Here is a 24,541-nt window from a genome sequence, read left to right as displayed (position 1 = left end):
GAAATTCCTTTGACTGTGTCCGCTGCAACCGCGAAAATGCCGGTTCCGCTTTTTTCACAGCATTTGAGAGCCAATGAACGAACAGTACCAGCCCCAGAAAATCGAGACCCAGGCCCAGCAGCACTGGGAGGCGAACCAGAGCTTCAAGGTGACCGAAGATCCCGCGAAAGAGAAGTTCTACTGCCTCTCCATGTTTCCCTACCCCAGCGGTCGCCTGCACATGGGGCACGTACGTAACTACACCATCGGTGACGTAATCACCCGCTACCAGCGTATGCAGGGCAAGAACGTGCTGCAGCCCATGGGCTGGGACGCCTTTGGCCTGCCGGCGGAAAACGCCGCCATGAAGAACAAGGTGCCGCCGGCGGAGTGGACCTACCAGAACATCGATTACATGAAGAACCAGCTCAAGTCCTTGGGCTTTGGCTATGACTGGAGCCGGGAGGTGGCCACCTGCCACCCCGAGTACTACCGCTGGGAGCAGTGGTTCTTCACCAAGCTGATGGAGAAGGGCCTGGTCTACAAGAAGAACGCCATGGTCAACTGGGACCCGGTGGACCAGACCGTGCTAGCCAACGAGCAGGTGATCGACGGTCGCGGCTGGCGCTCCGGCGCCCCGGTGGAGCGCAAGGAGATTCCCCAGTGGTTCCTCAAGATCACCGACTACGCCGAGGAACTGCTCAAGGACCTGGACCAGCTGGACGGCTGGCCCGAACAGGTCCGCACCATGCAGAAGAACTGGATCGGCCGCTCCGAGGGGGTTGAGCTCAAGTTCCACGTCGAGGGCGACGGCGACCTCACGGTCTTCACCACCCGCCCCGATACGTTGATGGGTGTCACCTACGTGGCGGTGGCACCCCAGCACCCCCTGGCCCAGAAAGCGGCCCAGAACAACCCCGAACTCGCAGCCTTCCTCGACGAGTGCAGCCACCTCAAGGTGGCCGAGGCGGAAATGGCCACCATGGAAAAACGGGGCATGGCCACCGGTTTCCAGGCAGTTCACCCCATCTCCGGCGAACGTGTCCCGGTCTGGGTCGCCAACTTTGTCCTCATGGAGTACGGCTCCGGCGCCGTCATGGCGGTTCCCGGCCACGACCAGCGCGACTGGGAGTTCGCCCATAAATACCAGCTGCCGATCAAGCAGGTCATCAAGCCGCTGGACGATAACACCGAGTGCGACCTCGAGCGCGCCGCCTTCACGGACAAGGGGGAGCTGATCAACTCGGGGGATTTCGACGGCCTCGACTTTGAGCAGGCCTTCAAGGCCATCGCCTTTCACCTCAAGACAGCGGGCAAGGGCGACACCCAGGTCAACTTCCGCCTGCGCGACTGGGGCGTCTCCCGCCAGCGCTACTGGGGCACACCGATCCCGGTGGTCAACTGCGACCGCTGCGGCTCCGTGCCGGTGCCCGAAAAAGACCTGCCGGTGGTGCTGCCCACCGACGTCGAATTCGACGGCTCCGGCTCACCGATCAAGAGCATGCCCAGTTTCTACGAAACCAGCTGCCCGAGCTGCGGCGGCGATGCCACCCGTGAGACCGACACCTTCGACACCTTCATGGAGTCCTCCTGGTACTACGCCCGCTATGCCAGCAAGGACGCCTCCGACTCCATGCTGGATCAGCGCGCCGACTACTGGACCCCGGTGGACCAGTACATCGGCGGCATCGAGCACGCCATCCTGCACCTGCTCTACGCCCGCTTCTTCCACAAGCTGATGCGCGATCTGGGACTGGTCAAATCCGACGAGCCCTTCAAGAAGCTGCTCACCCAGGGCATGGTGCTGGCCGAAACCTACTACCGGGAAGACGCCCAGGGCGGCCTGCACTGGTTCGCCCCCACGGAGGTAGAGTGCCGCCGGGACGAAAAGGGCCAGATCGTCTCCGCCACCCTCAAGGCCGACGGCCAGCCGGTAGAGTTCGGCGGCATCAGCAAGATGTCCAAGTCCAAGAACAACGGCATTGACCCCCAGGTCATGATCGACCGCTACGGGGCCGATACCGTGCGACTGTTCATGATGTTTGCCGCCCCGCCCGAGCAGTCCCTGGAGTGGTCTGACAGCGCCGTAGAGGGAGCCCACCGCTATCTGCGCCGGCTCTGGAAACTGGTCTACGAGCACGATCAGCGCGGTCCCGTTGCACCCCTCGACAAGGAGGCCCTGAACGACAAGCAGCGGGAGGTGCGTCTCAAGACTCACGAGACCATCGGCAAGGTGTCGGACGACATCGAACGCCGCCACACCTTCAACACCGCCATCGCCGCGGTGATGGAGCTGACCAACACCGTCAGCCGCTTCGTTGACACCAGCGAGCAGGGCCGCGCCGTGGTGCAAGAAGCCCTGGAGGCCGCCGTAGTGCTGCTCTCTCCCATCGTGCCCCACATCTGTCACGAGCTCTGGTCGACCCTGGGCCACGACAGCGAGCTGCTGGAGACCCCCTGGCCGCAAGTGGACGAAAGCGCCCTGGTGCGCGCCAGCATCACCGTGGTGGTCCAGGTCAATGGCAAACTGAGGGCCAAGATCCAGGTCCCCGCCGACGCCGACCGGGATTTTGTCCAGCAAACCGCCCTGGCCGACGAGCACGTCACCCGCTTCACCCAGGCCAAGGTGATCCGCAAGGTGATCGTGGTGCCTAACAAGCTCGTGAATATCGTCGTCAGCGACAAGTGATGGGCGCCAGTCTGCGACAGGGGCGAACCGCCCTGCTGGCCCTGAGCTGCGCGCTGTTGTTGGGGTGCGGGTTTCACCTGCGGGGAATGGTCTCGGTACCCGAAACCCTCAAGCTGGTGCACCTGAGCCACCCCGCCAACAGCCGGGTGGCCCGGCCTCTTGAGCGCCAGTTGCGGGCCAATGACATCAAGCTGCTGGAATTAACCGCCGCCCGCTACCACCTGGAGCTGCTTTCCGAGCGCCATGACCGGCGCGCGGCCACCCTCACCCCCAATGCCAAGGCCGAGGAGTACGAGCTGCGCTCCCAGGTGCGCTTTGCGATCCGCGACCCCAAGGGCACCCTCCTGATCGAACCCCAGGAGCTGCTGGTGGAACGGATCTACCGCTTCGACGAAAACAACATCAACGCCAAGGCCGCCGAAGAGGCGCTGCTACGCCAGGAGATGTATGAAGACCTGGCCCGACAGGTCGTTCGCCGCTACCTGAGCACCGGCCAGGCCGAAAAAAGCGCCGCCCTGCCGTGAAACTCGCTCCCGACCAGCTGACCGGCCACCTGCAGCGCCCCCTGCTGCCGGTTTACCTGCTCAGTGGTGACGAGCCGCTGTTGATCCAGGAAGCCGCCGACCAGCTGCGCCAGCAGGCCCGAAGCAACGGCTACGCCGAGCGCGAAGTGCTCCACGCCGAAGCCGGGTTTCAGTGGGAGAGCCTGCTGGAAAGGGCCAACAGCCTCTCGCTCTTCTCCGAGAAACTGCTGCTCGAACTCCACATTCCCAACGGCAAGCCCGGCCCCCGGGGCAGCGAGGTGCTGGAAACCTACCTCAAGACGCCCTCCCCGGATACCCTGCTACTGATCTACTGCCCGCGCCTGGACGCCAGCGCCCAGAAGAGCAAGTGGTTCAAGGCCATTGACCAGGCCGGGGCGACCCTCGCGTTCTGGCCCGTGGAGATCCAGCAATTACCGCGCTGGATCCAGCAACGCTGCGCCCAGGCAGGCCTTGAGGCCACCACCGAGGCCGCGCGCCTGCTGGCCGAGCGGGTCGAGGGCAACCTGCTGGCGGCGATCCAGGAAATCGAAAAGCTGCGCCTGCTGCACGACACACCGACCCTCACCGAAGAGCACGTGCTGGGCGGCGTGGCCGACAGCTCCCGCTACGACATTTTCGCCCTCACCGATGCCGCCCTGCAGGGAGACCCGGGGCGTTGCCTGAAAATCCTGCAACGCCTGCAAACCGAGGGCGCCGAACCCTCGGTGGCACTCTGGGCCCTGAGCCGCGAACTGCGCACCCTCACCGCCCTCGCCGCCGGACCGGTAAACGACGTCCAATTCAAAAAGCACCGGATCTTTGGCAAACGCAAAGCCCAGGTCAACCGCGCCTTGAAACGGCTGCGCACCGAAACCCTGAGCCGCCTGCTGCAGCAGTGCGCCCGAGCCGACAGCGCCATCAAGGGACGCGGCGCTCAGCCCCCCTGGCAACAGCTGACCGATATCGCCCTGGGGCTTGCCACAGGCTAAGCTTTTTTCAAACACCCGTTTAACGGCCGCTTTAACAGCATTTATCCTTTAAAATGCTATAGTTAAGAGCGAACATCGGAGAAAGCGACGCTCGGGACCCGCGCCTTTCTACCGTTTTGTTGATTTAGCTCAACAGGGACGGTTGCTAACCCTGCCTCAGGTCAACGCCCTCCGGCCCCTTTCGGCCTAAGGTGCGGGGTGAGAAAGTGAGTATGCGAGCAAGCATGAAAGCGAGTGCGGGTTTTACCCTGATTGAACTGATCGTGACCGTAGCCATTGTCGCCATCCTGGCCGGCATCGTGGCCCCTGGCATGACCAGTTTTATCCGCGACAACCGAATGACCAGCCAGATCAATACCCTGATCGGCACGGTCCACCTCGCCCGTGCCGAGGCCGCCAACCGCAGGAGCATCGTCACCCTTTGCGCCAGCGACAACGCCGCCAACTGCAACAGCAGCAACTGGGAAGACGGTTGGATCATCTTCAGCGACAACACCAACAACGGCAATGCCATCATTGACGGTGACGATGAGCTGATCCTGGCCCAGGAGGCCCTGGAAGGCGGCAACACCCTGCGCCAGAGCGGCTTTAACTTCGGCGCAAGCGGGCGCATCCATTTCAACGCCGTCGGCTTTCTCTACGCCAACGACCCCACCGCGGGAACCCTGACCCTGTGCGACGGGCGCGGAGAGACGGGGGCCAAGGCAGTGATTCTCAACATCGCCGGCGTCTCACGCCTGGCCAGTGACGAGGACGGCGACGGTATCGTCAATCGCCATTCAGGCGGTACGGCTGCGGATGGTGTCACATGCCCATGATCATCAACAGCGTCCGCCCCTGGGCCCGAATGCAGGCCGGGGTCAGCATGCTGGAGGTGCTGATCGCCCTGGTGCTGATCACCACCGCCCTGCTGGGGGCCACCGCCCTGCAAATTACCGGCCTGCAGAATAACCGCAGCGCCTATTATCGCTCCCAGGCCAGCCTGCTGGCCTACGACATGGCTGACCGTCTGCGCGTCAACGCCGGCTACGCCCTGGCCAACAGCAGCGCTTACGCGTTCCACTCTGAGAACGACCCGCTGCCGTCGGCCACCAGCTGCATCACCGATATCAACGGCTGCACCGACGGCAGCCTGCGCGACCAGGACCTGCGCGAGTGGGCGGAGAACTTCAAGGACGTCACCGGCATCGGCCATGACGGTGCTGACTACCGGCCCCTGCTGCCCGGAGGTGTGGGTTCGGTCACCGCCAGCGGCTCCCTCTACTCCATCACCGTCAGCTGGGACGAGGTGGACTGGAACGTCGGCGGCGGCAGCAACAAGAGCACCGAATCCAAGCAGTTTTCCCTGGATTTCAACCTGACGGACTGATCATGAGACGCGGCCAGCCCCTATACAGACTTCGCCAAGCCGGGCTCTCCCTGGTAGAGCTGATGATCGCCCTGGTGATCAGCACCTTCCTGATGCTCGGGGTCTTTGAGATCTTCGTCGGCAGCAGCGGCACCGACCGCATGGCCCATGCCTTCGCCCGCGTGCAGGAGACCGGCCGGCTCGCCATGGACATCCTCAGCCGGGACCTGCGCATGGCCGGCTACCAGGGCTGCATCGACCCGGTGTTGGTGGACATGAACATCATCGCCGACGGCGCCCCCACCTACGATCTGACCAACGACGGCATCCGCGGCTACGAAACCGACCACAGCCACTGGGATGTGGCCAACCGCAACGACGACCTCGACTTCATCAGCGGTGTACCCGAGGGCAGCGACGTAGTCTACCTGCAGTTCGTCAGCCCCACCGGGGTCAACGTCCTCTGCCAGGGGAATATCAACTCCTGCACGGCGGTCAACGCAAACGTTAAGATCGACAACAACAGCATCGGCCTGAATCAGTATGACATCGTGGTGGTCTCCGACTGCGAAAGCGCCGACATGTTTCGCATCGTTAACTTCCAGAAGGACAGCGACGGCAAGAACACCCTCGCCCACTCCGAGTCCAACAACAGCAGCAACAACCTGAGCAAGCCCTACGGCGAGGACGCCCAGGTGATGACGTACAAGGCCCTCGCCTATTACGTGCGCGACACCGGGCGCAACAACTCCCAAGGCGATGACATCTACGCCCTCTACCAGTTCGACGCTACCTTCCACGATGGCTCCGGCAACGTGACCGGCAAGGAAGAGGAGCTGGTGGAAGGGGTAGAGTCCCTGCAGGTCACCTATGGCCAGCGGGTGAACAAGAACCTGCGCTTCGTCCCCGCTGACGATGGCAATCTGGATTTTGCCAGCGTGGAGGCGATCCGCCTGGCGGTGCTGGTCAGCAGCAGCGAGCCGGTGCTCAAGGAGGACGACAGCCGTAGCTACCAGCTCCCCGGCGCCCTGGTCGAGCCTGCCGGCGCCACCACCCCGGAGGCCACCCACCCCGGCGACCGGCGCCTGCGACAGGTCTTTACCAGCACCCTTTACCTGAGGAACCTGGACCGATGAGAATGCCCGAAAAAAATGCCGCTTACGGCCGAGAACGGGGCATGGTACTGGTGGTCTGCCTGCTGGTGATTCTGATGGTCACCCTCATCGCCGCCACCGCCACCCGCACCTCCACCTTTGAGGAGAAGATGGCGGCCAATGCCCAGACCTACAACCGTACCTTCCAGGCGGCGGAAAGCGCGGTCGAGGTCGCGATCAACAATGACAACCTCATGTTCGAAGCGATTGACGATGTCTCCACCGCCACCTCGTCGCAGCAGAGCGTCCCCATCGGCGACAGCGGCGTCACCGCGTCCGCCCAGATCGAATTCAAGGGCGAGGGCATTGCCCCGGGCAACTCCATCGGCAGCGCCTCGACCTACATGTACGAGATCCACGCCATCGGCAGCATGGACTCGATGAACGCCACGACCGAAATCCGCCAGGGATTTTACCGGGTGAGCTTTGTCGGCTCATCCGACGGATGAACAGCAAGGGGAGAGATGTCATGAACGGGATCTACAAACACGCCCGTGTGTTGCTGGGTAGTTTCCTGAGCACCTGGATGGTCTGCACGCCCGCCTGGGCGGACGATACCGAGATCTACTTCGGTGGTTCCTCCACGGTGACCGTGCAGCCCAACGTGCTTTTCGTACTGGACACCTCCAGCTCCATGATGCTGACCGACGGGGGCGACACCACCCGCCTCGACCGGATGAAGAGGGCCCTCAACAATATTCTCAACGCGGCCCAGGACATCAACGTCGGCCTCATGCGTTTCAGCGACCCGGGCGGCCCCGTGCTCTACCCGATCCGCGATATCAACGGCACCCTGAGCGGCACCCCGAGCGCCGGCCAGGTGTTGACCGGCAGCGTCAACCGCACCATCGAAGTCTCCGAGGACGACGCCGAGCAGTCAGCCCTCGGCATCATGCGCCTTAACTCCACCGCACTGGAGATGACCGAAGTACCGCCCACTGCCGCCGGCTCCGTCGACGTGCAGGTCAGCTTCTATAAGGACGACGCCGAAGAGAACGTCGCCTCGGGCGCGGTCAACCGCACCAGCTCGGACCTGGAGCTGGCCCACGAGGACGGCCGTCACGAGCAGATCATCGGCCTGCGTTTTCAGAACGTCAACATTCCCCAGGGCGCGACCATCACCTCCGCCAACATTGAATTCGAAATCGACAGTAAGCGTACCGGCGACGTCTCTTTCCGGATTTACGGCGAGGACGTCGACAGCGCCAGCTTCTTCCTGGACAGCCAGAATGGCAACATTTCCGGGCGCAGCAAGACCGCGGCCAGCGCACTCTGGGCCAATGTCGACGATCCCGGTCCCAACCAGTCTTTGTTCACAAGCGATATCAGCGCCGTGGTGCAGGAAGTGGTGGACCGCACCGGCTGGGCCGCCAACAATCACATGGCCTTTATCATCGAGCACGAGAGCGGCAGCGGTTACCGGGAGGTGGAAACCGTGGACGGGGAATCCGATGCTGCCGCCATCCTGCACGTTACCTACGAGGCTTCCGAAACCTCCGGTCCCCAGCTGACCGCGCTGCGCTTCAACGAGATCAACGTGCCCCAGGGGGCCACTATCACCTCCGCCGAGCTGACCTTCACCGCCAACGGCGACACCAGCGGCCCGACAGACCTGATTTTCCTGGCCGAGTATGCCGGCCACAGCGAGCCCTTCACCGGTACCGAATTCGACATCAGCAGCCGCACCGCCACCGACTCGGTGGGCGTGGGCATGGTTGAAAACACGGTCCCGAGCTGGACCGAGGGAACCGAATATACTTTCTCCAGCGGCGACGCCGGCTCCATCGCCAGTCTGGTGCAGACGGTGGTGAATCACAGTGACTGGTGCGGCGGCAACAGCATCTCCTTCTTCGTCCAGGGTACGGGGCTGCGCACCGCCAAGGCCTACGAGGCCAACCCCAGCCTCGCGCCCAGGCTCGACCTTACCTACACCTTCGACGAGTCCGCCCCCGGCTGCTACACCCGGGAGTACGCCAAGATTATTACCGCCAGCAGCGACGACGCCGAGCAGTACAGCAGCGGATCGGTGCACCTCGACAGCACCGACCTGGAGCTGGTGGTCGACGACGCCAACAGCAGCGGCAACCAGACCGTGGGGCTGCGCTTCAACAACCTGCAGCTGAACCAGGGCTCGACCCTGAACCACGCCTACCTGGAGTTTGCCGTGGACGAGGTGGATCCCGCCGCCTCCACCAGTCTGGTGATCCATGCCGAGGACACCGACAACAGCACCACCTTCACCACCGCCGCGGGGGATATCAGCACCCGGCCGAAAACCTCGGCCAGCGTCACCTGGGAGATCAACGACCAGTGGCCGTCTGAGCACGACATCAAGCGCTCCCCCAACATCGCCCCGCTGCTGAACGAAGTACTGCAACGGGCCGGCTGGGCCGGGGGCAACAGCATCAGCTTTATCATCAGCGGCAACGGCAACCGGATCGTGGAATCTTACGATGGCAGCACCCTGGCTCCCCGCCTGGTCTACTACGCCAAGGATTCGGACGTCACCGCCAGCACCAACACCGTGCGCGATGATCTCAAGCAGATGGTCAACGGCATCCAGTACAAGCCGGGCACCCCGCTGACCGACGCTCTCTACGAGGCGGCCCGCTATTTCCGCGGTGAAGGTGTGGACTACGGCCTGAAGCGGGGCGGCGACAGCACCACCCGCCGCGAGTACACCCGCATTTCCCATATTGATTCTCACACCGGCACCATCGAGACGCTGGACCGTTCCGGCAGCTGTACCGGTGACAACCTCGACAGCAGCGCCTGCGCCGACGAGCACTGGGACGGAACCCCGACCTATATCACCCCGGTCACCGAGTCCTGCCAGCCCAACTACATCGTGCTGCTGAGCGACGGTCTGCCCAACAGCAACAGCTCGGCAGACAAGATCCAGAACATGACCGGGCTCAGCAGCTGCGCCGAATCCGGCGCCAAGGCGTGCACCCGGGAACTGGTGGATTACCTGAACAACGCGGACCAGCTCACATCACTGGCCAACAACCAGACGGTGCAGACCTACACCATCGGTTTCAACTTCTCCGATCCCTGGCTGGCGAATTTGGCCTACGAGGGCGACGGCGCCTTCTATGAAGCGGAGTCGGCCGCGGACCTGACCTCGGTCTTCGACAGCATCGTGCGCAGCATCAAGGCGGTGAACACCACCTTCGTGGAGCCGAGCGTCACCATCAACCAGTTCAACCGCTTCGCCCACCGGGACGATGTTTACTTCTCCCTGTTCAAACCCCAGGAAACCGCCAAGTGGTACGGCAACCTGAAGCGCTACCAGCTCAAGGGCAGCCCCGCCACACTGTACGACAACCGCAACCCGCAGCAGCCGGCGATCGACCCGCTCACCGGTTTCTTCAGCCAGGACTCCAAGAGCTTCTGGTCGGCAGACGAAGACGGCAACCAGGTCGAAAAAGGCGGCGCGGCCAGCCGCCTGCCGCTGGTGCGCAACGTGTTCACCAACGCCTCGGGGGCAGCCCTCAGCGTGAGCGAGAACCGGGTGCACGAAAGCAATCCGCTGATCACCAAGGAGCTGCTCGACATTGTCGGCAAGACCGACGCCTACCGTCACGACCTGCTGCAGTGGGCCCGGGGCCTGGACGAGAACGACGCCCTGCGCTACGAGCTGGGCGATCCCCTCCACTCCCGGCCCGAGCTGGTGACCTACGACGGCAACAGCACCGTACTGGAAAGCACCATCTTCTTCGGTACCAACGAGGGCTACCTGCACGCGGTGGACATCAACACCGGCATCGAGCAGTTCGCCTTCATTCCCAAGGAGCTGCTGGCGAACCTGAACACCTACTTCGTCAACGCCAGTGTGGACCCGCGCCCTTACGGACTCGACGGAGGCATCACCATCTGGCAGAAAGACGCCAACATGGACGGCGACCTCAAGGACGCGGACGATTTCGCCCGTCTCTACATCGGCATGCGCCGGGGTGGACGCAACTACTACGCCCTGGATGTAACCGATGTGGACAACCCCCAGGTGCTGTGGCAGATCAACGGCGGTAGCGGCGACTTCGCCCACCTCGGCCAGACCTGGTCCAAGCCGGTCAAATCCAAGGTCATGTTCAACGGCGTCGTCTACGACGTGCTGATCTTCGGCGGCGGCTACGACCCCAACCAGGACAACGCCAGCCAGCGCACCGTGGACAGCATGGGCAACGCGATCTATATGGTCGATGCCACCAACGGCAACCTGCTGTGGTCCGCCGGCGGCGACCTCGGCCACGACCTGACCGTCTCGGGAATGGATTACAGCATCCCCTCCACGGTGCAGGTGCTGGACATGAACCAAGACGGACGGGCCGACCAGCTCTACGTGGGCGATATGGGCGGGCAGATTTGGCGATTTGACATCGACAACACGGCCACCCAGTTGCAGCACTTCGCCAACGCCACGCGGATCGCCGACCTGGCGGGCACCGATGCGGCCAACAACCGGCGCTTCTACTATGCCCCCGACCTGGCCCTGGCGGTGGAGGGCAAGGACCGCTACCTGTCGCTGGCCATCGGTTCGGGTTACCGGGCGCACCCCCTCAACATGGCCATTGAGGACCGCTTCTACATGATCAAGCTGTTCGACACCTACGACGAGCCGAGCAGCTGGACCACCCTCACCGAAGCGGATCTCTACGACGCCACCGACAACCACATCATGCAGGGGGACGCCAACCAGCAGAACGAGGCTGAGGTGGCGCTTTCCAACTCCCATACCAACCGTAAGCAGGGCTGGTACCTGCGGATGGAGAACACCGGCGAGAAAGTGCTCTCCTCCAGCACCACGATTCAAAACCAGATCGTGTTCACCACCTACGAGCCTTCAACACCGGAGACCGGCTCCTGCAACCCGGCCAGGGGCACCAGCCGCGCCTACCTGGTCAGCCTGTTCGACGCCACGCCGATGCGGGACATCAACAACGATGCCAGCACCACCAAGGATGACCGGGTGATCCAGCTGCAGATCGGCAGTATCCCGGCCACGCCCACGGTCATCGACACCCTTGAGAGCAAGCCCACGGTCTGGGTCGGCCCCGAGCGGCTTGACCAAGTGGATACCAACGTGGAATCGGTACGCACCTACTGGATCGAGGTTAACCAATGAGCAAGACCCGCTTTTCCCAGGGCGGTTTCAGCCTGCTGGAGCTGATGATCGCACTGGTCATCGTCGGCATCATCGCGGCAATCGGCTACCCCAGCTACCAAGCCTACCTGGTGGACAGCCGCCGCACCGACGCCCAGGGCGCGCTGCTGGCCTTTGTCACAGCCATGGAGCGCTACCGGACCAACCACAGCACCTACCTCGGCGCCGAAGCCGACACCAGCTTTCCCAGCCCGCCGGATGGCTCCGTCTACCCGTCGCAGTCCCCGGTGGACTCCAGCAAGAAGTATTACGACCTCAGCATCCAGTCCGCGGATGCCGGCAGTTACGTTCTGCGGGCGACCCCGATCAGCGGAACGCCCCAGGAAGGGACCGGCTACCTGGAGATCACCTCCACCGGCATCAAGCGCTGGGACCGGGATGATAACGGGGTGATCGGCAGCGGTGAGACCAGCTGGAGCAACTAGCGCGATGCTTTCTGCATGCCCTTCCTGCCAGGTGCGACCATAGGCAACCCACAAAAAAACCCGCCATTGGCGGGTTTTTTATTTAAGCGGCAAAACGGCCGTTAGCCGGCACCGTTAGAGATTATCGGCGTTGTCACTCAGGTAGGCGGCCACGCCCTCGGGAGAGGCCTGCATGCCCTTGTCACCCTTCTTCCAGTTGGCCGGGCAGACTTCGCCGTGCTCCTCGTGGAACTGCAGGGCATCGACCAGACGCAGGATCTCTTCCATGTTCCGCCCCAGGGGCAGGTCGTTAACGATCTGAGAGCGCACCATGCCCTCTTTGTCGATCAGGAAGGCGCCGCGGAAGGCCACACCGCCGGCGGACTCCACGTCGTACGCCTTGCAGATATCGTGAGCCATGTCGGCGGCCATGGTGTACTTGACCGGCCCGATGCCGCCCGCGTTCACCGGCGTGTTGCGCCAAGCGTTGTGGGTAAAGTGGGAGTCGATGGAGACAGCAATCACCTCTACACCGCGCGCTTTGAAGTCCTCAACCCGGTGATCCAGGGCGATCAGCTCGGAAGGGCAGACAAAAGTGAAATCCAGCGGGTAGAAGAACACCAGGCCGTATTTTCCCTTGATTGCCTCCTTGAGGTTGAAGGAATCGACAATCTGACCATCACCCAATACCGCCGGAACGGTGAAATCGGGTGCTTCCTTACCTACGAGTACGCTCATGATTTAAGCTTCTCCCTTGTAATAATGATACGTTCGAATACAAACGTTCGATGTGCTCTGTATATAGTCGAGGCCCCGAAGGCTGTCCAGCGGGGTGCCCGACTGCTCAAGCGCCGGCTTACTCGGCCTCGGGTGCGTCGTCCGCCGCGCCCTTGACCAGGGTCTGCAACTCGCCCGTCTGGGCCATCTCGACGATGATGTCACAGCCGCCGATCAGCTCCCCCTTGACCCAGAGCTGGGGAAACGTAGGCCAGTTGGCGTACTTGGGCAGCTCTGCGCGGATCTCCGGGTTTTCCAGGATATTCACGAACGCGAAACGCTCACCGCAAGCCATCAACGCCTGGGCGGCCTGCGAAGAGAAGCCGCATTGCGGAAACTTGGGCGTGCCTTTCATGTAAAGCAGGATACTGTTGGACTCGATCTGCTCTTTGATGGTTTCAACGACGGTCGACATTCAAACACCTTGTATGGGTATGGACTGTTGGGAAGTTCGGCCGGAACCGAAAAATACCTATTATACACAAAGCCGACCTGGACAGTCGGATTTGATGCCAAGACCCTCCGGCGAGCGCATTACAAATGATCTTTGTCATTTTCGCAACCCCGCTTGGCGGGGCGCCAGGGTCTATACTCCCCGTTAACATGCCTCATCAGCGTGCGTTTGCCAAGGCACCGCCCCACGGCTAGAATGGGTCCCTTTTATTGGCAGCACGGGCTGCCTTTTTGCGTTGTATAGGAGATGAAGTCTATGGCTTCCCAGCCTCTGATGAATACCTACGCACGGTTGTCCGTGGCCTTTGAGCGTGGCGAAGGCGCCTGGCTCTATGATGAGAAGGGAAACAAGTTTCTCGACGCCCTGAGCGGGCTCGCCGTCTGCGGCCTGGGCCACGCCCACCCGGCGGTGACCCGAGCCATCAGCGACCAGGCGGCAAAGCTGATCCACACCTCCAATCTCTACACCATTCCGCTGCAACAGCAGCTGGCCGACCGCCTTACCCAGATTGCGGACATGGACACCGCCTTCTTCTGCAATTCCGGGGCGGAAGCCAACGAAGCGGCCATCAAACTGGCCCGCCTCTACGGCCATAGCCGCGGTGTCGAAAACCCGGCCATCGTGGTGATGGGACAATCCTTCCACGGCAGGACCCTGGCGACCCTCAGCGCCACTGGCAACCGCAAGGCCCAGGCGGGCTTTGAGCCGCTCGTATCCGGGTTCGTGCGCGCCCCCTTCAACGATGTGGAAGCGGTCAAGACCATCGCCGGCAACAACCCCAACGTGGTGGCCGTGCTGGTCGAGCCGATCCAGGGCGAAGCCGGGGTCCGCGTGCCCGATGACGACTACCTGGAGCGCCTGCGGCTGCTGTGCGACCAGAACGGCTGGCTGCTGATGCTCGACGAGGTACAGACCGGAAACGGCCGCACCGGAAGCTACTTTGCCTACCAGCAAAGCGGCATCCTGCCCGACGTGGTCACCACTGCCAAGGGACTGGGCAACGGCGTTCCCATCGGCGCCTGCCTGGCCCGAGGCAAGGCCGCCCACCTGCTCAAGCCCGGCCACCATGGCTCCACCTTCGGCGGCAACCCCCTCGCCTGCGCGGCGGCCCTGGCGGTGATCGACACCCTGGAAAAGGACAACCTGATGGGACGCGCCGCGGAACTCGGCGCGCGCATGCTCGACGATTTTCGCACGGAGCTGGACGGCGCCGATTACATCCGCGATATTCGCGGCAAAGGCATGATGCTGGCCATCGAAATGAACCAGCCCTGCACCGAGCTTGGCGTACTCGCCAAGGTCAAGGGGATTCTCCTGAACGTGACCGGTGACGGCAAGGTGATCCGCCTGCTGCCGCCGCTGACGCTCTCCGATACCGAAGCGAGCCTCATCGTGGGGGTCGTTTCCAAGCTGATCAAGATTTTCGCTGCAGATGAGTCCGACGGCGCCAGCGCCTGACTCTGACAATTTCAGATAACCCTTCGAGAAGCCCCCGCAGGCCGGGGGCTTGAGGTATTTTATATGGCCACCCGACACTTTCTGACCCTGCTGGATCTCACCCCCGACGAGCTGGACAAGGTGATCCAGCGCGCCATCGAACTCAAGGCGATGCGCGCCCGGGGCGAAGTCTACGAGCCAATGAAAAGCCGTGTGTTGGGCATGATTTTCGAGAAATCCTCCACCCGCACCCGGGTCTCTTTCGAGGCCGGCATGTCCCAGTTCGGCGGCAGCGCCATCTTTCTCTCCCCGCGGGACACCCAACTGGGCCGGGGCGAGCCGATCGAGGACAGCGCCCGGGTAATCTCCCGCATGCTGGATATCATCATGGTCCGCACCTTCGACCACGGGCAGCTGGAACGCTTCGCCGAATACAGCCAGGTCCCGGTGATCAACGCCCTGACCGACGACTACCACCCCTGCCAGCTGCTGGCCGATATCCAGACTTACGTGGAGCATCGCGGCAGCATTCGCGGCAAAACCGTGGCCTGGATCGGGGACGGCAACAACATGTGCAACTCCTACATCAACGCCGCCCGCCAGTTCGGCTTCGAGCTGCGCATCGCCTGCCCCGAGGGGTTTGAACCCGACGCCGGACTGATGGCGGCCAACGCCGATCGGGTCCAGCTGCTGCGTTCCCCGCAAGAGGCCGTGAGCGGGGCCCACCTGGTGGTCACCGACGTCTGGGCCTCCATGGGCCAGGAAGAAGAGCAGGCCGCCCGCATGCAGGCTTTCGCGGGCTTCCAGGTCTCGCCCGCGCTGATGAACGGTGCCGCCGAGGACGCCCTTTTCATGCACTGCCTGCCCGCCCACCGGGGCGAAGAGATCAGCGAGGACATGCTCGAAGACAGCCGCTCGGTGGTCTTTGACGAAGCGGAAAACCGGCTGCATGCCCAGAAGGCACTGATGGAGTTCCTGCTGTTCGGCCACCGCTGAGAAAACGGCGGCGGCACCGGTCGGCGCGCGCTAGGAGCGGGCGCCGCCGGGTTGTCGCCAATGCTTGAATTTCGCTCATACAACAGCCAACCTAATAAGCGACATTCAACCTCGAGAGGCAGTGATGATCGAGCTGAGACACCTGAAGACCCTGGCGGCGCTGCGTGACACCGGAAGCCTGGTGGAAGCGGCCGAACGGGTCTACCTCACCCAGTCCGCCCTCTCCCACCAGATCAAGGATCTCGAAGAACGGCTCAACTGCTCGCTGTTCATCCGCAAGACCAAGCCCATCTGCTTCACCAGCGCCGGTCAGCGCTTACTCACCCTGGCGGACGAAGTGCTGCCCATGATGCGCAACGCCGAGCGGGATGTCGCCCGCCTCGCCGACGGCGAGGCCGGACGCCTCAACATGTCCATCGAGTGCCACAGCTGTTTCCAGTGGCTGATGCCCACCATCGACCACTTCCGCGAGAACTGGCCGGAAGTGGAGATGGACCTGGCCGGCGGCTTCAACTTCTCCCCGCTGCCGGTGCTGGCCCGCGGCGAGCTGGACCTGGTGATCACCTCGGACCCCCAGCCCATCAACGGCATCTGTTACGAACCCCTGTTCGCCTACGAGATGCTGCTGGCCATGGCCAAGAATCACCCCCTGGCCCGAAAGAACCACATTGAACCGCACGACCTTGAGGACCAGACCCTCATCTGCTACCCGGTGGACCGCAACCGCCTGGATGTCTTCACCAAGTTCCTGGACCCGGCGGACACCGAGCCCGCCGAGGTGCGCACCGCCGAGCTCACAGTCATGATGCTGCAGCTGGTCGCCAGCGGCCGGGGACTCAGCGCCCTGCCCAACTGGGCGCTCACCGAGTATTTGGAGCGGGATTACGTGGTCGCCCGGCCACTGGGGAGCAAAGGCCTCTGGTCCACCCTCTACGCCGCCCTGCGCGAAGACCAGCGCGACGCCGAGTTCATGCGCGATTTCATTGCCACCGCGCGGGAGACCTGCTTCCAGTCCCTCAGCGGCATTCGCGCCAGCGCCCGCTAAGCCGATAGCCCCACCGGTCCAGTCACCTGCCAGTCCCGAGGCCCCCAAAGGCCCACGGGTCCTGGCGCCACCCTTGTATCATTCGGTCCAGCGCGTACACTAGCTCTTTTCTTTCCCGTCGTCTGAACAAGGTTTGGAGTTATGACCCCCTGGTCCCCCGAGAGCTGGCGCAGCAAGCCCATCCTGCAGCAACCCAACTACCCCTCCGCGGACGCGGTCAACCGCGTCGAGAGCATCCTCGCCCAACGCCCGCCCCTGGTCTTCGCCGGGGAAGTGCGCGCCCTGCGCCAGCAGTTCGAGGCCGTGACCGAGGGCCGGGCGTTCCTGCTGCAAGGCGGTGACTGCGCCGAGAGCTTCGCCGAGTTTCACGCCGACAACATTCGCGACACCTTCAAGGTGATGCTGCAGATGGCGGTGGTGCTGACCTTTGCCGGCAGCTGCCCGGTGGTCAAGGTGGGCCGCCTGGCCGGCCAGTTCGCCAAGCCCCGTTCCGCCGACATGGAGTCCCAGGACGGCCAGGAACTGCCCAGCTACCGCGGCGACATCGTCAACGACATCGAGTTCACCGAGGCGGCGCGGGTGCCCGACCCCGACCGGCTGCTGCAGGCCTACCACCAGGCCGCCGCCACCCAGAACCTGCTGCGCGCCTTCGCCCAGGGCGGCTTTGCCGATTTGAGCAAGGTGCACCAGTGGAACCTGGACTTCGTCGAAAAGAGCCCCCTGGGCGAGAAATACCAGAACCTTGCCGACCAGATCGACCAGGCCCTGGCCTTTATGGCCGCCTGCGGCATCGAGGCGGGCAACACGCCGCAGATTCACGAAACCTCCCTCTACACCTCCCACGAGGCCCTGCTGCTCAACTACGAGCAGGCCCTGACCCGCCGCGACAGCCTCAGCGGCGACTGGTACGACTGCTCGGCCCACATGCTCTGGATCGGGGATCGCACCCGCCAGCCGGACGGCGCCCACGTCGAGTTCCTGCGCGGGGTGCATAACCCGGTGGGAGTCAAGGTGGGCCCGACCATGGACCCGGACGAGCTGATCCAGCTGATCGACATCCTCAACCCGGAGAACGCCCCGGGCCGGCTCAACCTGATTTCACGGATGGGGGCCGAGCAGGTGACCGAGAAGCTCGCGCCCCTGGTACGGCGGGTCAAGGCAGAAGGCCGGCAGGTACTCTGGAGCTGCGACCCCATGCACGGCAACACCATCAAGGCACACAACGGCTTCAAGACCCGGGCGGTGGACAGCATCCTGGCGGAGATGAAAGGGTTTTTCGACGTGCACCGCGCAGAAGGCACTTACGCCGGCGGCGTGCACTTTGAAATGACCGGACAGAACGTCACCGAGTGTATCGGCGGCGCCTACCGCATCACCGAGGAGCGCCTGGGGGACCGTTACCACACCCACTGCGACCCGCGCCTCAACGCCGACCAGGCGCTGGAGCTGGCCTTTCTGATTGCGGACACCCTCAAGTCGGCGCGCAGGAGCTGACCATGGAGCAGCACAGGCACGAAGTCCGCACCCTACTGGTGCAGATCGAAACCGAGCTCAAAGAGCTGGAGCTGTGGCGGGAGACCCCTCCCAGCCCCGAGGCCCTGGCCAGCACCGAGCCCTTCTGCGTGGATACCCTGAGCCTCAGCGAGTGGCTGCAGTGGCTGCTGATTCCGCGCATGCACGCGCTGCTGGAGGGCGGCCACCCGCTGCCCTCCAGCTGCAACATCCAGGCGATCGCCGAGGAGAGTTTCAAAGAGTTGGAGCAGGACTGTTCCGCGCTGCTGGAGGCGCTGGCCGCCCTCGACCGGACCCTGACGCGGCCTCACTGAGGCCACGCCTGGCTGAATGGACGGCGCTTAGATCAGGCCGTCCAGAACGATGTCGTTGTAGCTGACCACGCCCAGCACCTCGTCGCCGTCGATCACCGGCGCCATGGAGATGCCCACGTTTTCGAACAGGCGGGCGATGTAGCGCACGTCCATGGTGGAGCGCACCGCGATCACGGGCTTGGCCATGATTTCGTAGACGTTGACCCGCTCGGGGGAACGGTCCTTGGCAATCACCTGCTTGGCGATATCGGAGAGCAGCACCAAGCCAAACTCGTCGTCTACGTGACGCTTCTTAACGACCAGGACGCGGATGCGCTGCTCCCGGGCGGTTTCCAGTGCCTGGGCCACGGTGATCAGCCCGTCCACCAGGGCAAAGTCCGACTTCATTACATCCCGGGCCCGGGTGATCGATGACTCACTCATAGCTTTTCCTCAATCTGACCTGATAGCTTTTCTACCTGGTGGGCCACCCCCACCGCGTCTTCAACGTCGATCTGCACCGCCATGCCGGTGCCGGGCTTGGAGTCGAAACAGCCCACCTCGGCAATGGTCTCCAGAATCTGCCGGCTCAGGTGCTCCTCGACAATAAAGAGCACCACGTCGCGCTGGGTATCCAGACTCAACCCCAGGAAGGTCTTCGACTGCTTCAACCCCTCGCCGCGGGCGTTGGTGATCACCGTCGCCCCCGTGGCGCCCGCTTCCCGGGCCGCCTTCATCACCGAGTTGGTCTCGGAGTCCTCGACGAAAGCGAGGATCAGTTTAAAGTGCATAGGTGCTCTCCCGATGCAAAGGTTTAACTCTCATCATCCGCCTGCAACCGCCGCGCCCGCTTGGCGCGGAACTCGGCCAACTGGGCATAGGCCATGACCGACATGATCGGAAACAGGCTGGCGAAGGCGATCAGGCCAAAGCCGTCCAGCAGCGCACTGCGCCCCGGCACGGTCTCGGCCAGCCCCAGCCCCAGGGCCGCCACCAGGGGCACGGTCACGGTGGAGGTAGTCACCCCGCCCGAGTCGTAGGCCAGGGGAATGATCATCTTGGGGGCGAACCAGGTCTGGATCACCACCACGATGTAGCCGGCAATAATAAAGTAATGAATCGGCAGCCCGGTGACGATGCGATAGCTGCCCAGGGCGATTCCCACCGCCACCCCCAGGGCCACCGCGATGCGCAGTCCCCAGACGCCGATGGCCCCGCCCGACACCTCGTTGGCCTTGATCGCCACCGCGATCAGCGACGGCTCGGCGATGGTGGTGCTGGCGCCGATGGCGAAGGCGAAGATATAGACCCAGTAGTAATCCTCCCAGCGCAGCGCCTGCGCCGCATCGGCCACCCCCTGGCGGATAAACTCCGGGTCGGTGAGCTGCTCGGCCATCAGCCGGCCAAGGGGAAAGAGCGCTTTCTCCAGCCCCAGCAGAAAGAAGGCCAACCCCACCACCACGTAGCCGAACCCCACCAGCACCCGCTTCAGGTTGGGGATGGGGCGGCGGATTACAAACAGCTGGAAGCCGAAGATGATGGCCGCGATCGGCAGCACGTCTTTCAGGGTGGCCAGGAAGATCCCCAGCAGACTCGTCAGCAGCTCCATCAGATCAACATCCCGTAAGCCATTACGAAAATCATCGGGGTGAGCGAGGCGAAGGCGATCAGGCCGAAGCCGTCGGTCATGGGGTTACGCCCCTCGATGGAAGAAGCCAGCCCCACCCCCAGCGCGGTCACCAGCGGCACCGTGATGGTGGAGGTGGTCACCCCGCCCGAGTCGTAAGCAATGCCGATAATCTCCCGGGGGGCCACCGCGGTCATGATCACCACCAGGATGTAACCGCCGATGATCATGTACTGGATCGACCAGCCCTTGAGGATCCTGAGCACCCCGAGGATGATGGCCAGCCCCACCGAGAAGGCGACGGTAAAGCGCAGCCCCGTGGCGTACACGGCGCGGGCGTCGGCGTTGTCCTCGATCATGCCGCCCCCGGCCGCCACCTGGGCCGCTTCCGCGGCCACCGCGATCAGCGCAGGCTCGGCCACCGTGGTGCCGAACCCCAGGGCAAAGGCGAAGACGATCAGCCAGACCACGCTGCCCTTGCGGGCAAAGGCGTGGGCCATGGATTCACCGATGGGAAAGAGCCCCATCTCCAGGCCGAAGATGAAGAAGGTGAGGCCCAGGACGACGAACACGACCCCGACCAGCAGGCCGGCGAGGTCCGGAATGGGCTGCTGCAGCACCACCAGCTGAAAAAAACCGATCACCAGGATAATGGGGGCCAAATCGCGCAAACTGCCGACCATCGATCGCCCCAGTGCCAGCATGGACCGTTTCAAGTCCTGTCACCTCCACAACCAAAATTTCCCGGCCGATTATAGGGATCCCCGGTCAAAGTTCTATAGACATATGACAATTAAGCCTTTTTACCGGCGATCATGTGCAGTTTTTTGATCCGGGACAGTTTCTTGATCCGTGCCTCCTCGCGGCTGGCCGCCCCCCGGTCGGGAAACGCCGCCCGGTAGACCACCGCCTCCGGCGGGTCGCGGCGGAAGAACTTGGCCCCCCGCCCGCTGGCGTGCTCCTTGAAGCGCCGCTCCACGTCGGTGGTGATGCCGGTGTAGAGCAGCCCGCCCTGGGTGCGGACAATATAGAGGTACCAATCCTGGGAAATCTGCTCCGCCAAAACCCCGGTCCCGATCACTGCCTGAGAATGCTAGAATGGCCCGCCAGTTTACCCCAAGCCGGACCTCTTGCATGCAGCCGATTCAAACCCTCACCGAATTCCTCCGCTCCACCGACGCACAGTTTCGCCTGTTCGACATGGGCCGCCGGGTGAGCAAGCTCTCCCCCGAGACTTTCCTGCGCTTTGAGCGCGCAGAGCTGCCCTACCCGCTGCCGTTTCTGCACCAGGCCTGGATCGCGGTGCTGCTCTGGAACCCCAAGCAGGTGGACCAGCACCTGGTGTGGTTCCTCAAGCTGCCCCTCGATGAGCAGGGCCTGCTGGTGCAGGCCGCCCGCGACGACTTCCTCCACCGCCTGGCCCGCAGCGTCGGCGACCAGCTGCTCGAACGCAGCGCCGAAGAGGATCCGCTCAAGGACAACCCCTTCTCCTTCACCCCCGACCAGGAGAAGATGGCCGCTTTCCACGCCCGCGCCACCCTGACCCTGAAGCAGCCCGTTTCCGCCTACTACCAGCCCGCCCGGGCCTACTTCGGCGGCGATGCGGGCTACGAGGGCTGGGACCAGCTGGGGCTGCAAGGCATCGCCGACATGGCGGCCCGGCTCGAAGAGCAAGACAACGAGGCGCGCCTCACCAACGCCCTGCACCACCTGCCGACGCCACCGCTGGAAGCCCTGGCCGCCAGCCTTGAGCACGCCGAACCCGGCCACCGCCTGAGCGAAGCCCTGGGCCAGCGCCTGGAGACCGAACTGCTGCAGGGCCAGGCCAGCCCCAACCTGATCGGCGCCCTGCTGCGCGGCCTCTCCCAGGGCCGCCCGGCAACGCTGCGCCAGCAGGCCATCGAGCGGGTGCTGCAGACCCCCTACGCCCACGAGCCCGAGGTGATCGCCGCCATCGCCAGCCGCTGCTGGCGGGATCTGACCGAGGCCTCCCTGCGCACCGCCTTTTTCGAGGCCCTGGCGCTGAACAAGGCGGGCCAGGCCTGCTTCAACCGGGTGGTCGCGGACCTGGTGTTCCTGCCCGGCATGCGCGGCCCGGTGATGGAGAGCTTTCGCAACCCCGAGCGCAGCGAGGCGCTGGGCACCGCCCTCGGCGGCTTCTTCGGACGCCCTTCGCAGGCGCAGTAACCGGGAGGGGCTGCGTCCGATCCGGGTAGCAGCTCGGGCAACTGTCGCCTGCCCGGTATTGTCGCCTGTCCGGTCTGTTCCCCTTCTGTCAACAAGCCGCCCGAAGAAGGGGGCAAGCGCTTTTGCGTCTGCCTCCTGCCCTGGCCTCGCGGCATTCAAGCCCCCTGATTCAGCAAGCCCCCTGATTCAGCAAGCGACTTAATTCCGCACGCGGCTTAATTCGGCACGGGATAAAGGAGCGTTACGCCCGGCATGCCTGGATCCCTGAGTTCTCCAACCGCACATAGCGCCCACTGCTGCTTTGAATTCTCAGTTATTACGACCAATTAATTGTTTTATGTCACTTTATTCTGTGGTTAAGTAATCGATCTCGATGAACCCACAGGGGAAGGCATGATGACGAAAATCGGAATCGTTGTATCTGCATCAACCATCGCTTTTGCACTTTCTGGATGCGGGAGTTCTTCAAGCTCGCAGACCTCATCGAACACCGGGGTGTTTCTGGATAGCCCGGTTGCCAATATCGGCTACCGCACGGCAACCAAAGAAGGGGTGACCGACGCCAACGGTGAATACGAGTACTCCGACGGTGAGACCGTTACCTTTTTCATCGGCGAGCTGGAATTTCCGCCGGTGACCGCCTCGGGCACCGTCACGCCGCTGGACCTGGCGGGGACCGACAACACCGCCGACTCGACCGTGGTCAACATCACCCGCCTGCTCCAGTCTCTGGATGACGACGGCGATCCCGACAACGGCATCAGCATCGCCAGCGGCGCGGAGGATTGGGCATCCGCTGTGGACTTCAGCCAATCGGTCAGCGACTTCGAAGCGTCGGCCGCCGTGACCACCCTGGTGGCGAACTCCGGCGCCGCGAACACGACGCTGGTATCGGAAAGCGAGGCGATTGCCCATTTCGAAGACACTCTGGTGTCCGAGGGCGAGACATTCGTGGCCAACGCCAATATCAGCGGCGTCTGGACCTCGAATGCGACCGCCAACGACCTGCTGGCGTTCATCTTCTTCGCCGATGGCACCTACGTGCACCTGGAGGTCGACGAGGATGATCCCATCGACGTTCCCGGGGAGATGTCCGGTATGGAGTGGGGCACCTACTCGCGAGACAGCGAAACCGGCCAGGTTACGGTGTCGGTGACCTTTGACGACAATGGCGATACCGGGATCTCGGGCTTCGAAGGCAGCGACGCCCTGCTGCTCACCCAGGTTTCAGGGGATCTGCTCACCCTGCAGTTCGATGACAATGGCAACGGGACAATCGACGAAGGGGAGAGCCTGGAGCTGCTGCGCTCGCAACCCTCTGGCCTGGTGGGCGCGTGGGCGACGAGTGCGACGGATAACGACCTGCTGGCGTTCGTCTTCTTTGCCGATGGCACCTACCTGCACCTGGAAGTCGACGAGGCGCTGCCCATCGATTCGCCGAACGAGACCTCCGGCATGGAGTGGGGAACCTACACCCGCAACAGCGAAACCGGCCAGTTGACGGTGACCCAGACCTTTGACGGTAACGGGGATACCGGGCTGACCGACTTTGCCGCTGGGGTGATCCCCCTGTTCGCGCAGGTTAACGGCGACGTCCTGACCCTGCAGATTGATGAAAACCTGAATGGGACCATTGACCCAGGCGAGTCCTTAGAGCTGCAACGTCAATAAGCCGACAGCGCGTCGGCTGTCACCGAAGTCCCCGGTGTGATCCCGGGGACTTCACGGCCTCACTTCCCGGGCCTGCGTTACCCCCACCCCGAGACAGTCCCATACCCTCATTCATCCAATTGCGCTTGGCGCGGGGACCAGGCTTCGGCCGGGGCCACGGCGGCATTTTCGCGGCGGCCATTGGCTCCGCCACGAACTAACCTGATGTCACCTGATGACCCATTCCACCGATCATGAAAGATTTCCGAAAAACAAACTAGACAGACCTGTCTGTTCGACCTAACCTGAAAC

General features: G+C 63.3%; 23 protein-coding genes. 16 read left to right on the top strand and 7 right to left on the bottom strand.

Annotated features, from left to right (window positions below):
• Nucleotides 1-73: 73 nt before the first annotated feature.
• The 9 genes from leuS to JGZ97_RS14380 all read left to right on the top strand — a co-directional run bounded on the left by leuS (nt 74) and on the right by JGZ97_RS14380 (nt 12,272).
• A complete protein-coding gene (gene leuS, locus JGZ97_RS14420; protein WP_207063349.1) occupies nt 74-2,668 on the top strand; it encodes a leucine--tRNA ligase in 2,595 nt (864 codons plus the stop codon).
• Entirely contained in the window at nt 2,668-3,192 is a 525-nt protein-coding gene (gene lptE / locus JGZ97_RS14415) for an LPS assembly lipoprotein LptE (protein WP_207063348.1), read from the top strand. Before leuS ends, lptE begins: the two co-directional genes overlap by 1 nt.
• Complete coding sequence (gene holA, locus JGZ97_RS14410) at nt 3,189-4,181, top strand: DNA polymerase III subunit delta (RefSeq protein ID WP_207063347.1); 993 nt, start codon at nt 3,189-3,191, stop codon at nt 4,179-4,181. The genes lptE and holA overlap by 4 nt, the downstream gene beginning before the upstream one ends.
• A gap of 224 nt (nt 4,182-4,405) precedes the next feature.
• A complete protein-coding gene (locus JGZ97_RS14405; protein WP_207063346.1) occupies nt 4,406-4,999 on the top strand; it encodes a GspH/FimT family pseudopilin in 594 nt (197 codons plus the stop codon).
• Nucleotides 4,990-5,550 (top strand): type IV pilus modification protein PilV, encoded by a 561-nt coding sequence (pilV, locus tag JGZ97_RS14400; RefSeq protein ID WP_207063345.1) that lies wholly within the window; start codon nt 4,990-4,992, stop codon nt 5,548-5,550. Before JGZ97_RS14405 ends, pilV begins: the two co-directional genes overlap by 10 nt.
• 2 nt (nt 5,551-5,552) lie before the next feature.
• The gene (locus JGZ97_RS14395; RefSeq protein ID WP_207063389.1) at nt 5,553-6,665 is read left to right on the top strand and encodes a PilW family protein; all 1,113 of its coding nucleotides are present in this window, start codon (nt 5,553-5,555) and stop codon (nt 6,663-6,665) included.
• Entirely contained in the window at nt 6,662-7,132 is a 471-nt protein-coding gene (locus JGZ97_RS14390) for a PilX N-terminal domain-containing pilus assembly protein (protein ID WP_207063344.1), read from the top strand. The genes JGZ97_RS14395 and JGZ97_RS14390 overlap by 4 nt, the downstream gene beginning before the upstream one ends.
• Nucleotides 7,133-7,152: 20 nt before the next feature.
• Nucleotides 7,153-11,808, top strand: a complete 4,656-nt coding sequence (locus JGZ97_RS14385) for a PilC/PilY family type IV pilus protein (protein WP_207063343.1) — start codon at nt 7,153-7,155, stop codon at nt 11,806-11,808.
• Nucleotides 11,805-12,272 carry a type IV pilin protein gene (locus JGZ97_RS14380; RefSeq protein ID WP_207063387.1) on the top strand — a complete coding sequence of 156 codons (468 nt, stop codon included), beginning with the start codon at nt 11,805-11,807 and terminating at the stop codon, nt 12,270-12,272. Before JGZ97_RS14385 ends, JGZ97_RS14380 begins: the two co-directional genes overlap by 4 nt.
• A 114-nt stretch (nt 12,273-12,386) precedes the next feature.
• Here JGZ97_RS14380 and JGZ97_RS14375 read toward each other — a convergent pair whose 3' ends face one another.
• A complete protein-coding gene (locus JGZ97_RS14375) occupies nt 12,387-12,989 on the bottom strand; it encodes a peroxiredoxin (RefSeq protein WP_207063342.1) in 603 nt (200 codons plus the stop codon).
• A 118-nt stretch (nt 12,990-13,107) separates the two neighbouring features.
• The gene (gene grxD / locus JGZ97_RS14370) at nt 13,108-13,443 is read right to left on the bottom strand and encodes a Grx4 family monothiol glutaredoxin (protein WP_207063341.1); all 336 of its coding nucleotides are present in this window, start codon (nt 13,441-13,443) and stop codon (nt 13,108-13,110) included.
• Nucleotides 13,444-13,737: 294 nt separating this feature from the next.
• Between grxD and JGZ97_RS14365 the strand changes: the two genes are divergently transcribed.
• The 5 genes from JGZ97_RS14365 to JGZ97_RS14345 all read left to right on the top strand — a co-directional run bounded on the left by JGZ97_RS14365 (nt 13,738) and on the right by JGZ97_RS14345 (nt 18,786).
• Nucleotides 13,738-14,940, top strand: coding sequence for an aspartate aminotransferase family protein (locus tag JGZ97_RS14365; RefSeq protein WP_207063340.1), 1,203 nt, complete (start codon nt 13,738-13,740; stop codon nt 14,938-14,940).
• Nucleotides 14,941-15,003: 63 nt separating this feature from the next.
• A complete protein-coding gene (gene argF, locus JGZ97_RS14360; RefSeq protein ID WP_207063339.1) occupies nt 15,004-15,915 on the top strand; it encodes an ornithine carbamoyltransferase in 912 nt (303 codons plus the stop codon).
• A 124-nt stretch (nt 15,916-16,039) separates the two neighbouring features.
• On the top strand, nt 16,040-16,960 hold the full coding sequence (locus tag JGZ97_RS14355) for a LysR family transcriptional regulator (protein WP_207063338.1): 921 nt from the start codon (nt 16,040-16,042) through the stop codon (nt 16,958-16,960).
• 141 nt (nt 16,961-17,101) lie between these two features.
• Nucleotides 17,102-18,454, top strand: a complete 1,353-nt coding sequence (locus tag JGZ97_RS14350) for a class II 3-deoxy-7-phosphoheptulonate synthase (protein WP_207063337.1) — start codon at nt 17,102-17,104, stop codon at nt 18,452-18,454.
• 2 nt (nt 18,455-18,456) lie between these two features.
• Nucleotides 18,457-18,786, top strand: a complete 330-nt coding sequence (locus tag JGZ97_RS14345; RefSeq protein WP_207063336.1) for a YqcC family protein — start codon at nt 18,457-18,459, stop codon at nt 18,784-18,786.
• Between the two features lie 27 nt (nt 18,787-18,813).
• Here JGZ97_RS14345 and JGZ97_RS14340 read toward each other — a convergent pair whose 3' ends face one another.
• The 5 genes from JGZ97_RS14340 to JGZ97_RS14320 all read right to left on the bottom strand — a co-directional run bounded on the left by JGZ97_RS14340 (nt 18,814) and on the right by JGZ97_RS14320 (nt 21,455).
• Nucleotides 18,814-19,209, bottom strand: coding sequence for a CBS domain-containing protein (locus JGZ97_RS14340; RefSeq protein ID WP_207063335.1), 396 nt, complete (start codon nt 19,207-19,209; stop codon nt 18,814-18,816).
• On the bottom strand, nt 19,206-19,556 hold the full coding sequence (locus JGZ97_RS14335) for a P-II family nitrogen regulator (RefSeq protein WP_207063334.1): 351 nt from the start codon (nt 19,554-19,556) through the stop codon (nt 19,206-19,208). Before JGZ97_RS14335 ends, JGZ97_RS14340 begins: the two co-directional genes overlap by 4 nt.
• A gap of 23 nt (nt 19,557-19,579) precedes the next feature.
• A complete protein-coding gene (locus tag JGZ97_RS14330; protein ID WP_207063333.1) occupies nt 19,580-20,374 on the bottom strand; it encodes a DUF1538 domain-containing protein in 795 nt (264 codons plus the stop codon).
• Nucleotides 20,374-21,075 carry a DUF1538 domain-containing protein gene (locus JGZ97_RS14325; protein WP_207063385.1) on the bottom strand — a complete coding sequence of 234 codons (702 nt, stop codon included), beginning with the start codon at nt 21,073-21,075 and terminating at the stop codon, nt 20,374-20,376. The genes JGZ97_RS14330 and JGZ97_RS14325 overlap by 1 nt, the downstream gene beginning before the upstream one ends.
• Nucleotides 21,076-21,185: 110 nt before the next feature.
• Entirely contained in the window at nt 21,186-21,455 is a 270-nt protein-coding gene (locus JGZ97_RS14320; protein ID WP_207063332.1) for a GIY-YIG nuclease family protein, read from the bottom strand.
• Nucleotides 21,456-21,526: 71 nt separating this feature from the next.
• Here JGZ97_RS14320 and JGZ97_RS14315 point away from each other — a divergent pair, with 71 nt between their 5' ends.
• Together JGZ97_RS14315 and JGZ97_RS14310 are read left to right on the top strand one after the other, a co-directional pair.
• The gene (locus JGZ97_RS14315) at nt 21,527-22,579 is read left to right on the top strand and encodes a DUF3549 family protein (protein WP_207063331.1); all 1,053 of its coding nucleotides are present in this window, start codon (nt 21,527-21,529) and stop codon (nt 22,577-22,579) included.
• Between the two features lie 495 nt (nt 22,580-23,074).
• A complete protein-coding gene (locus JGZ97_RS14310; protein ID WP_207063330.1) occupies nt 23,075-24,250 on the top strand; it encodes a hypothetical protein in 1,176 nt (391 codons plus the stop codon).
• Nucleotides 24,251-24,541 lie beyond the last annotated feature (291 nt).

It is taken from the genome of Motiliproteus sp. SC1-56 (assembly GCF_017309075.1).
GTDB lineage: Bacteria > Pseudomonadota > Gammaproteobacteria > Pseudomonadales > Balneatricaceae > Motiliproteus.
The sequence above is the reverse complement of the archived record's forward strand: the minus strand, read 5'-3'. Positions and strand labels throughout refer to the sequence as shown.

Bases quoted from the DNA above. Each gene is read 5' to 3' on its own strand.
- leuS (WP_207063349.1), top strand. From the start codon at position 74: ATGAACGAACAGTACCAGCCCCAGAAAATCGAGACCCAGGCCCAGCAG.
- lptE (WP_207063348.1), top strand. From the start codon at position 2,668: ATGGGCGCCAGTCTGCGACAGGGGCGAACCGCCCTGCTGGCCCTGAGC.
- JGZ97_RS14405 (WP_207063346.1), top strand. From the start codon at position 4,406: ATGAAAGCGAGTGCGGGTTTTACCCTGATTGAACTGATCGTGACCGTA.
- pilV (WP_207063345.1), top strand. From the start codon at position 4,990: ATGCCCATGATCATCAACAGCGTCCGCCCCTGGGCCCGAATGCAGGCC.
- JGZ97_RS14395 (WP_207063389.1), top strand. From the start codon at position 5,553: ATGAGACGCGGCCAGCCCCTATACAGACTTCGCCAAGCCGGGCTCTCC.
- JGZ97_RS14390 (WP_207063344.1), top strand. From the start codon at position 6,662: ATGAGAATGCCCGAAAAAAATGCCGCTTACGGCCGAGAACGGGGCATG.
- JGZ97_RS14385 (WP_207063343.1), top strand. From the start codon at position 7,153: ATGAACGGGATCTACAAACACGCCCGTGTGTTGCTGGGTAGTTTCCTG.
- JGZ97_RS14380 (WP_207063387.1), top strand. From the start codon at position 11,805: ATGAGCAAGACCCGCTTTTCCCAGGGCGGTTTCAGCCTGCTGGAGCTG.
- JGZ97_RS14375 (WP_207063342.1), bottom strand. From the start codon at position 12,989: ATGAGCGTACTCGTAGGTAAGGAAGCACCCGATTTCACCGTTCCGGCG.
- grxD (WP_207063341.1), bottom strand. From the start codon at position 13,443: ATGTCGACCGTCGTTGAAACCATCAAAGAGCAGATCGAGTCCAACAGT.
- JGZ97_RS14365 (WP_207063340.1), top strand. From the start codon at position 13,738: ATGGCTTCCCAGCCTCTGATGAATACCTACGCACGGTTGTCCGTGGCC.
- argF (WP_207063339.1), top strand. From the start codon at position 15,004: ATGGCCACCCGACACTTTCTGACCCTGCTGGATCTCACCCCCGACGAG.
- JGZ97_RS14355 (WP_207063338.1), top strand. From the start codon at position 16,040: ATGATCGAGCTGAGACACCTGAAGACCCTGGCGGCGCTGCGTGACACC.
- JGZ97_RS14350 (WP_207063337.1), top strand. From the start codon at position 17,102: ATGACCCCCTGGTCCCCCGAGAGCTGGCGCAGCAAGCCCATCCTGCAG.
- JGZ97_RS14345 (WP_207063336.1), top strand. From the start codon at position 18,457: ATGGAGCAGCACAGGCACGAAGTCCGCACCCTACTGGTGCAGATCGAA.
- JGZ97_RS14340 (WP_207063335.1), bottom strand. From the start codon at position 19,209: ATGAGTGAGTCATCGATCACCCGGGCCCGGGATGTAATGAAGTCGGAC.
- JGZ97_RS14335 (WP_207063334.1), bottom strand. From the start codon at position 19,556: ATGCACTTTAAACTGATCCTCGCTTTCGTCGAGGACTCCGAGACCAAC.
- JGZ97_RS14330 (WP_207063333.1), bottom strand. From the start codon at position 20,374: ATGGAGCTGCTGACGAGTCTGCTGGGGATCTTCCTGGCCACCCTGAAA.
- JGZ97_RS14325 (WP_207063385.1), bottom strand. From the start codon at position 21,075: ATGGTCGGCAGTTTGCGCGATTTGGCCCCCATTATCCTGGTGATCGGT.
- JGZ97_RS14315 (WP_207063331.1), top strand. From the start codon at position 21,527: ATGCAGCCGATTCAAACCCTCACCGAATTCCTCCGCTCCACCGACGCA.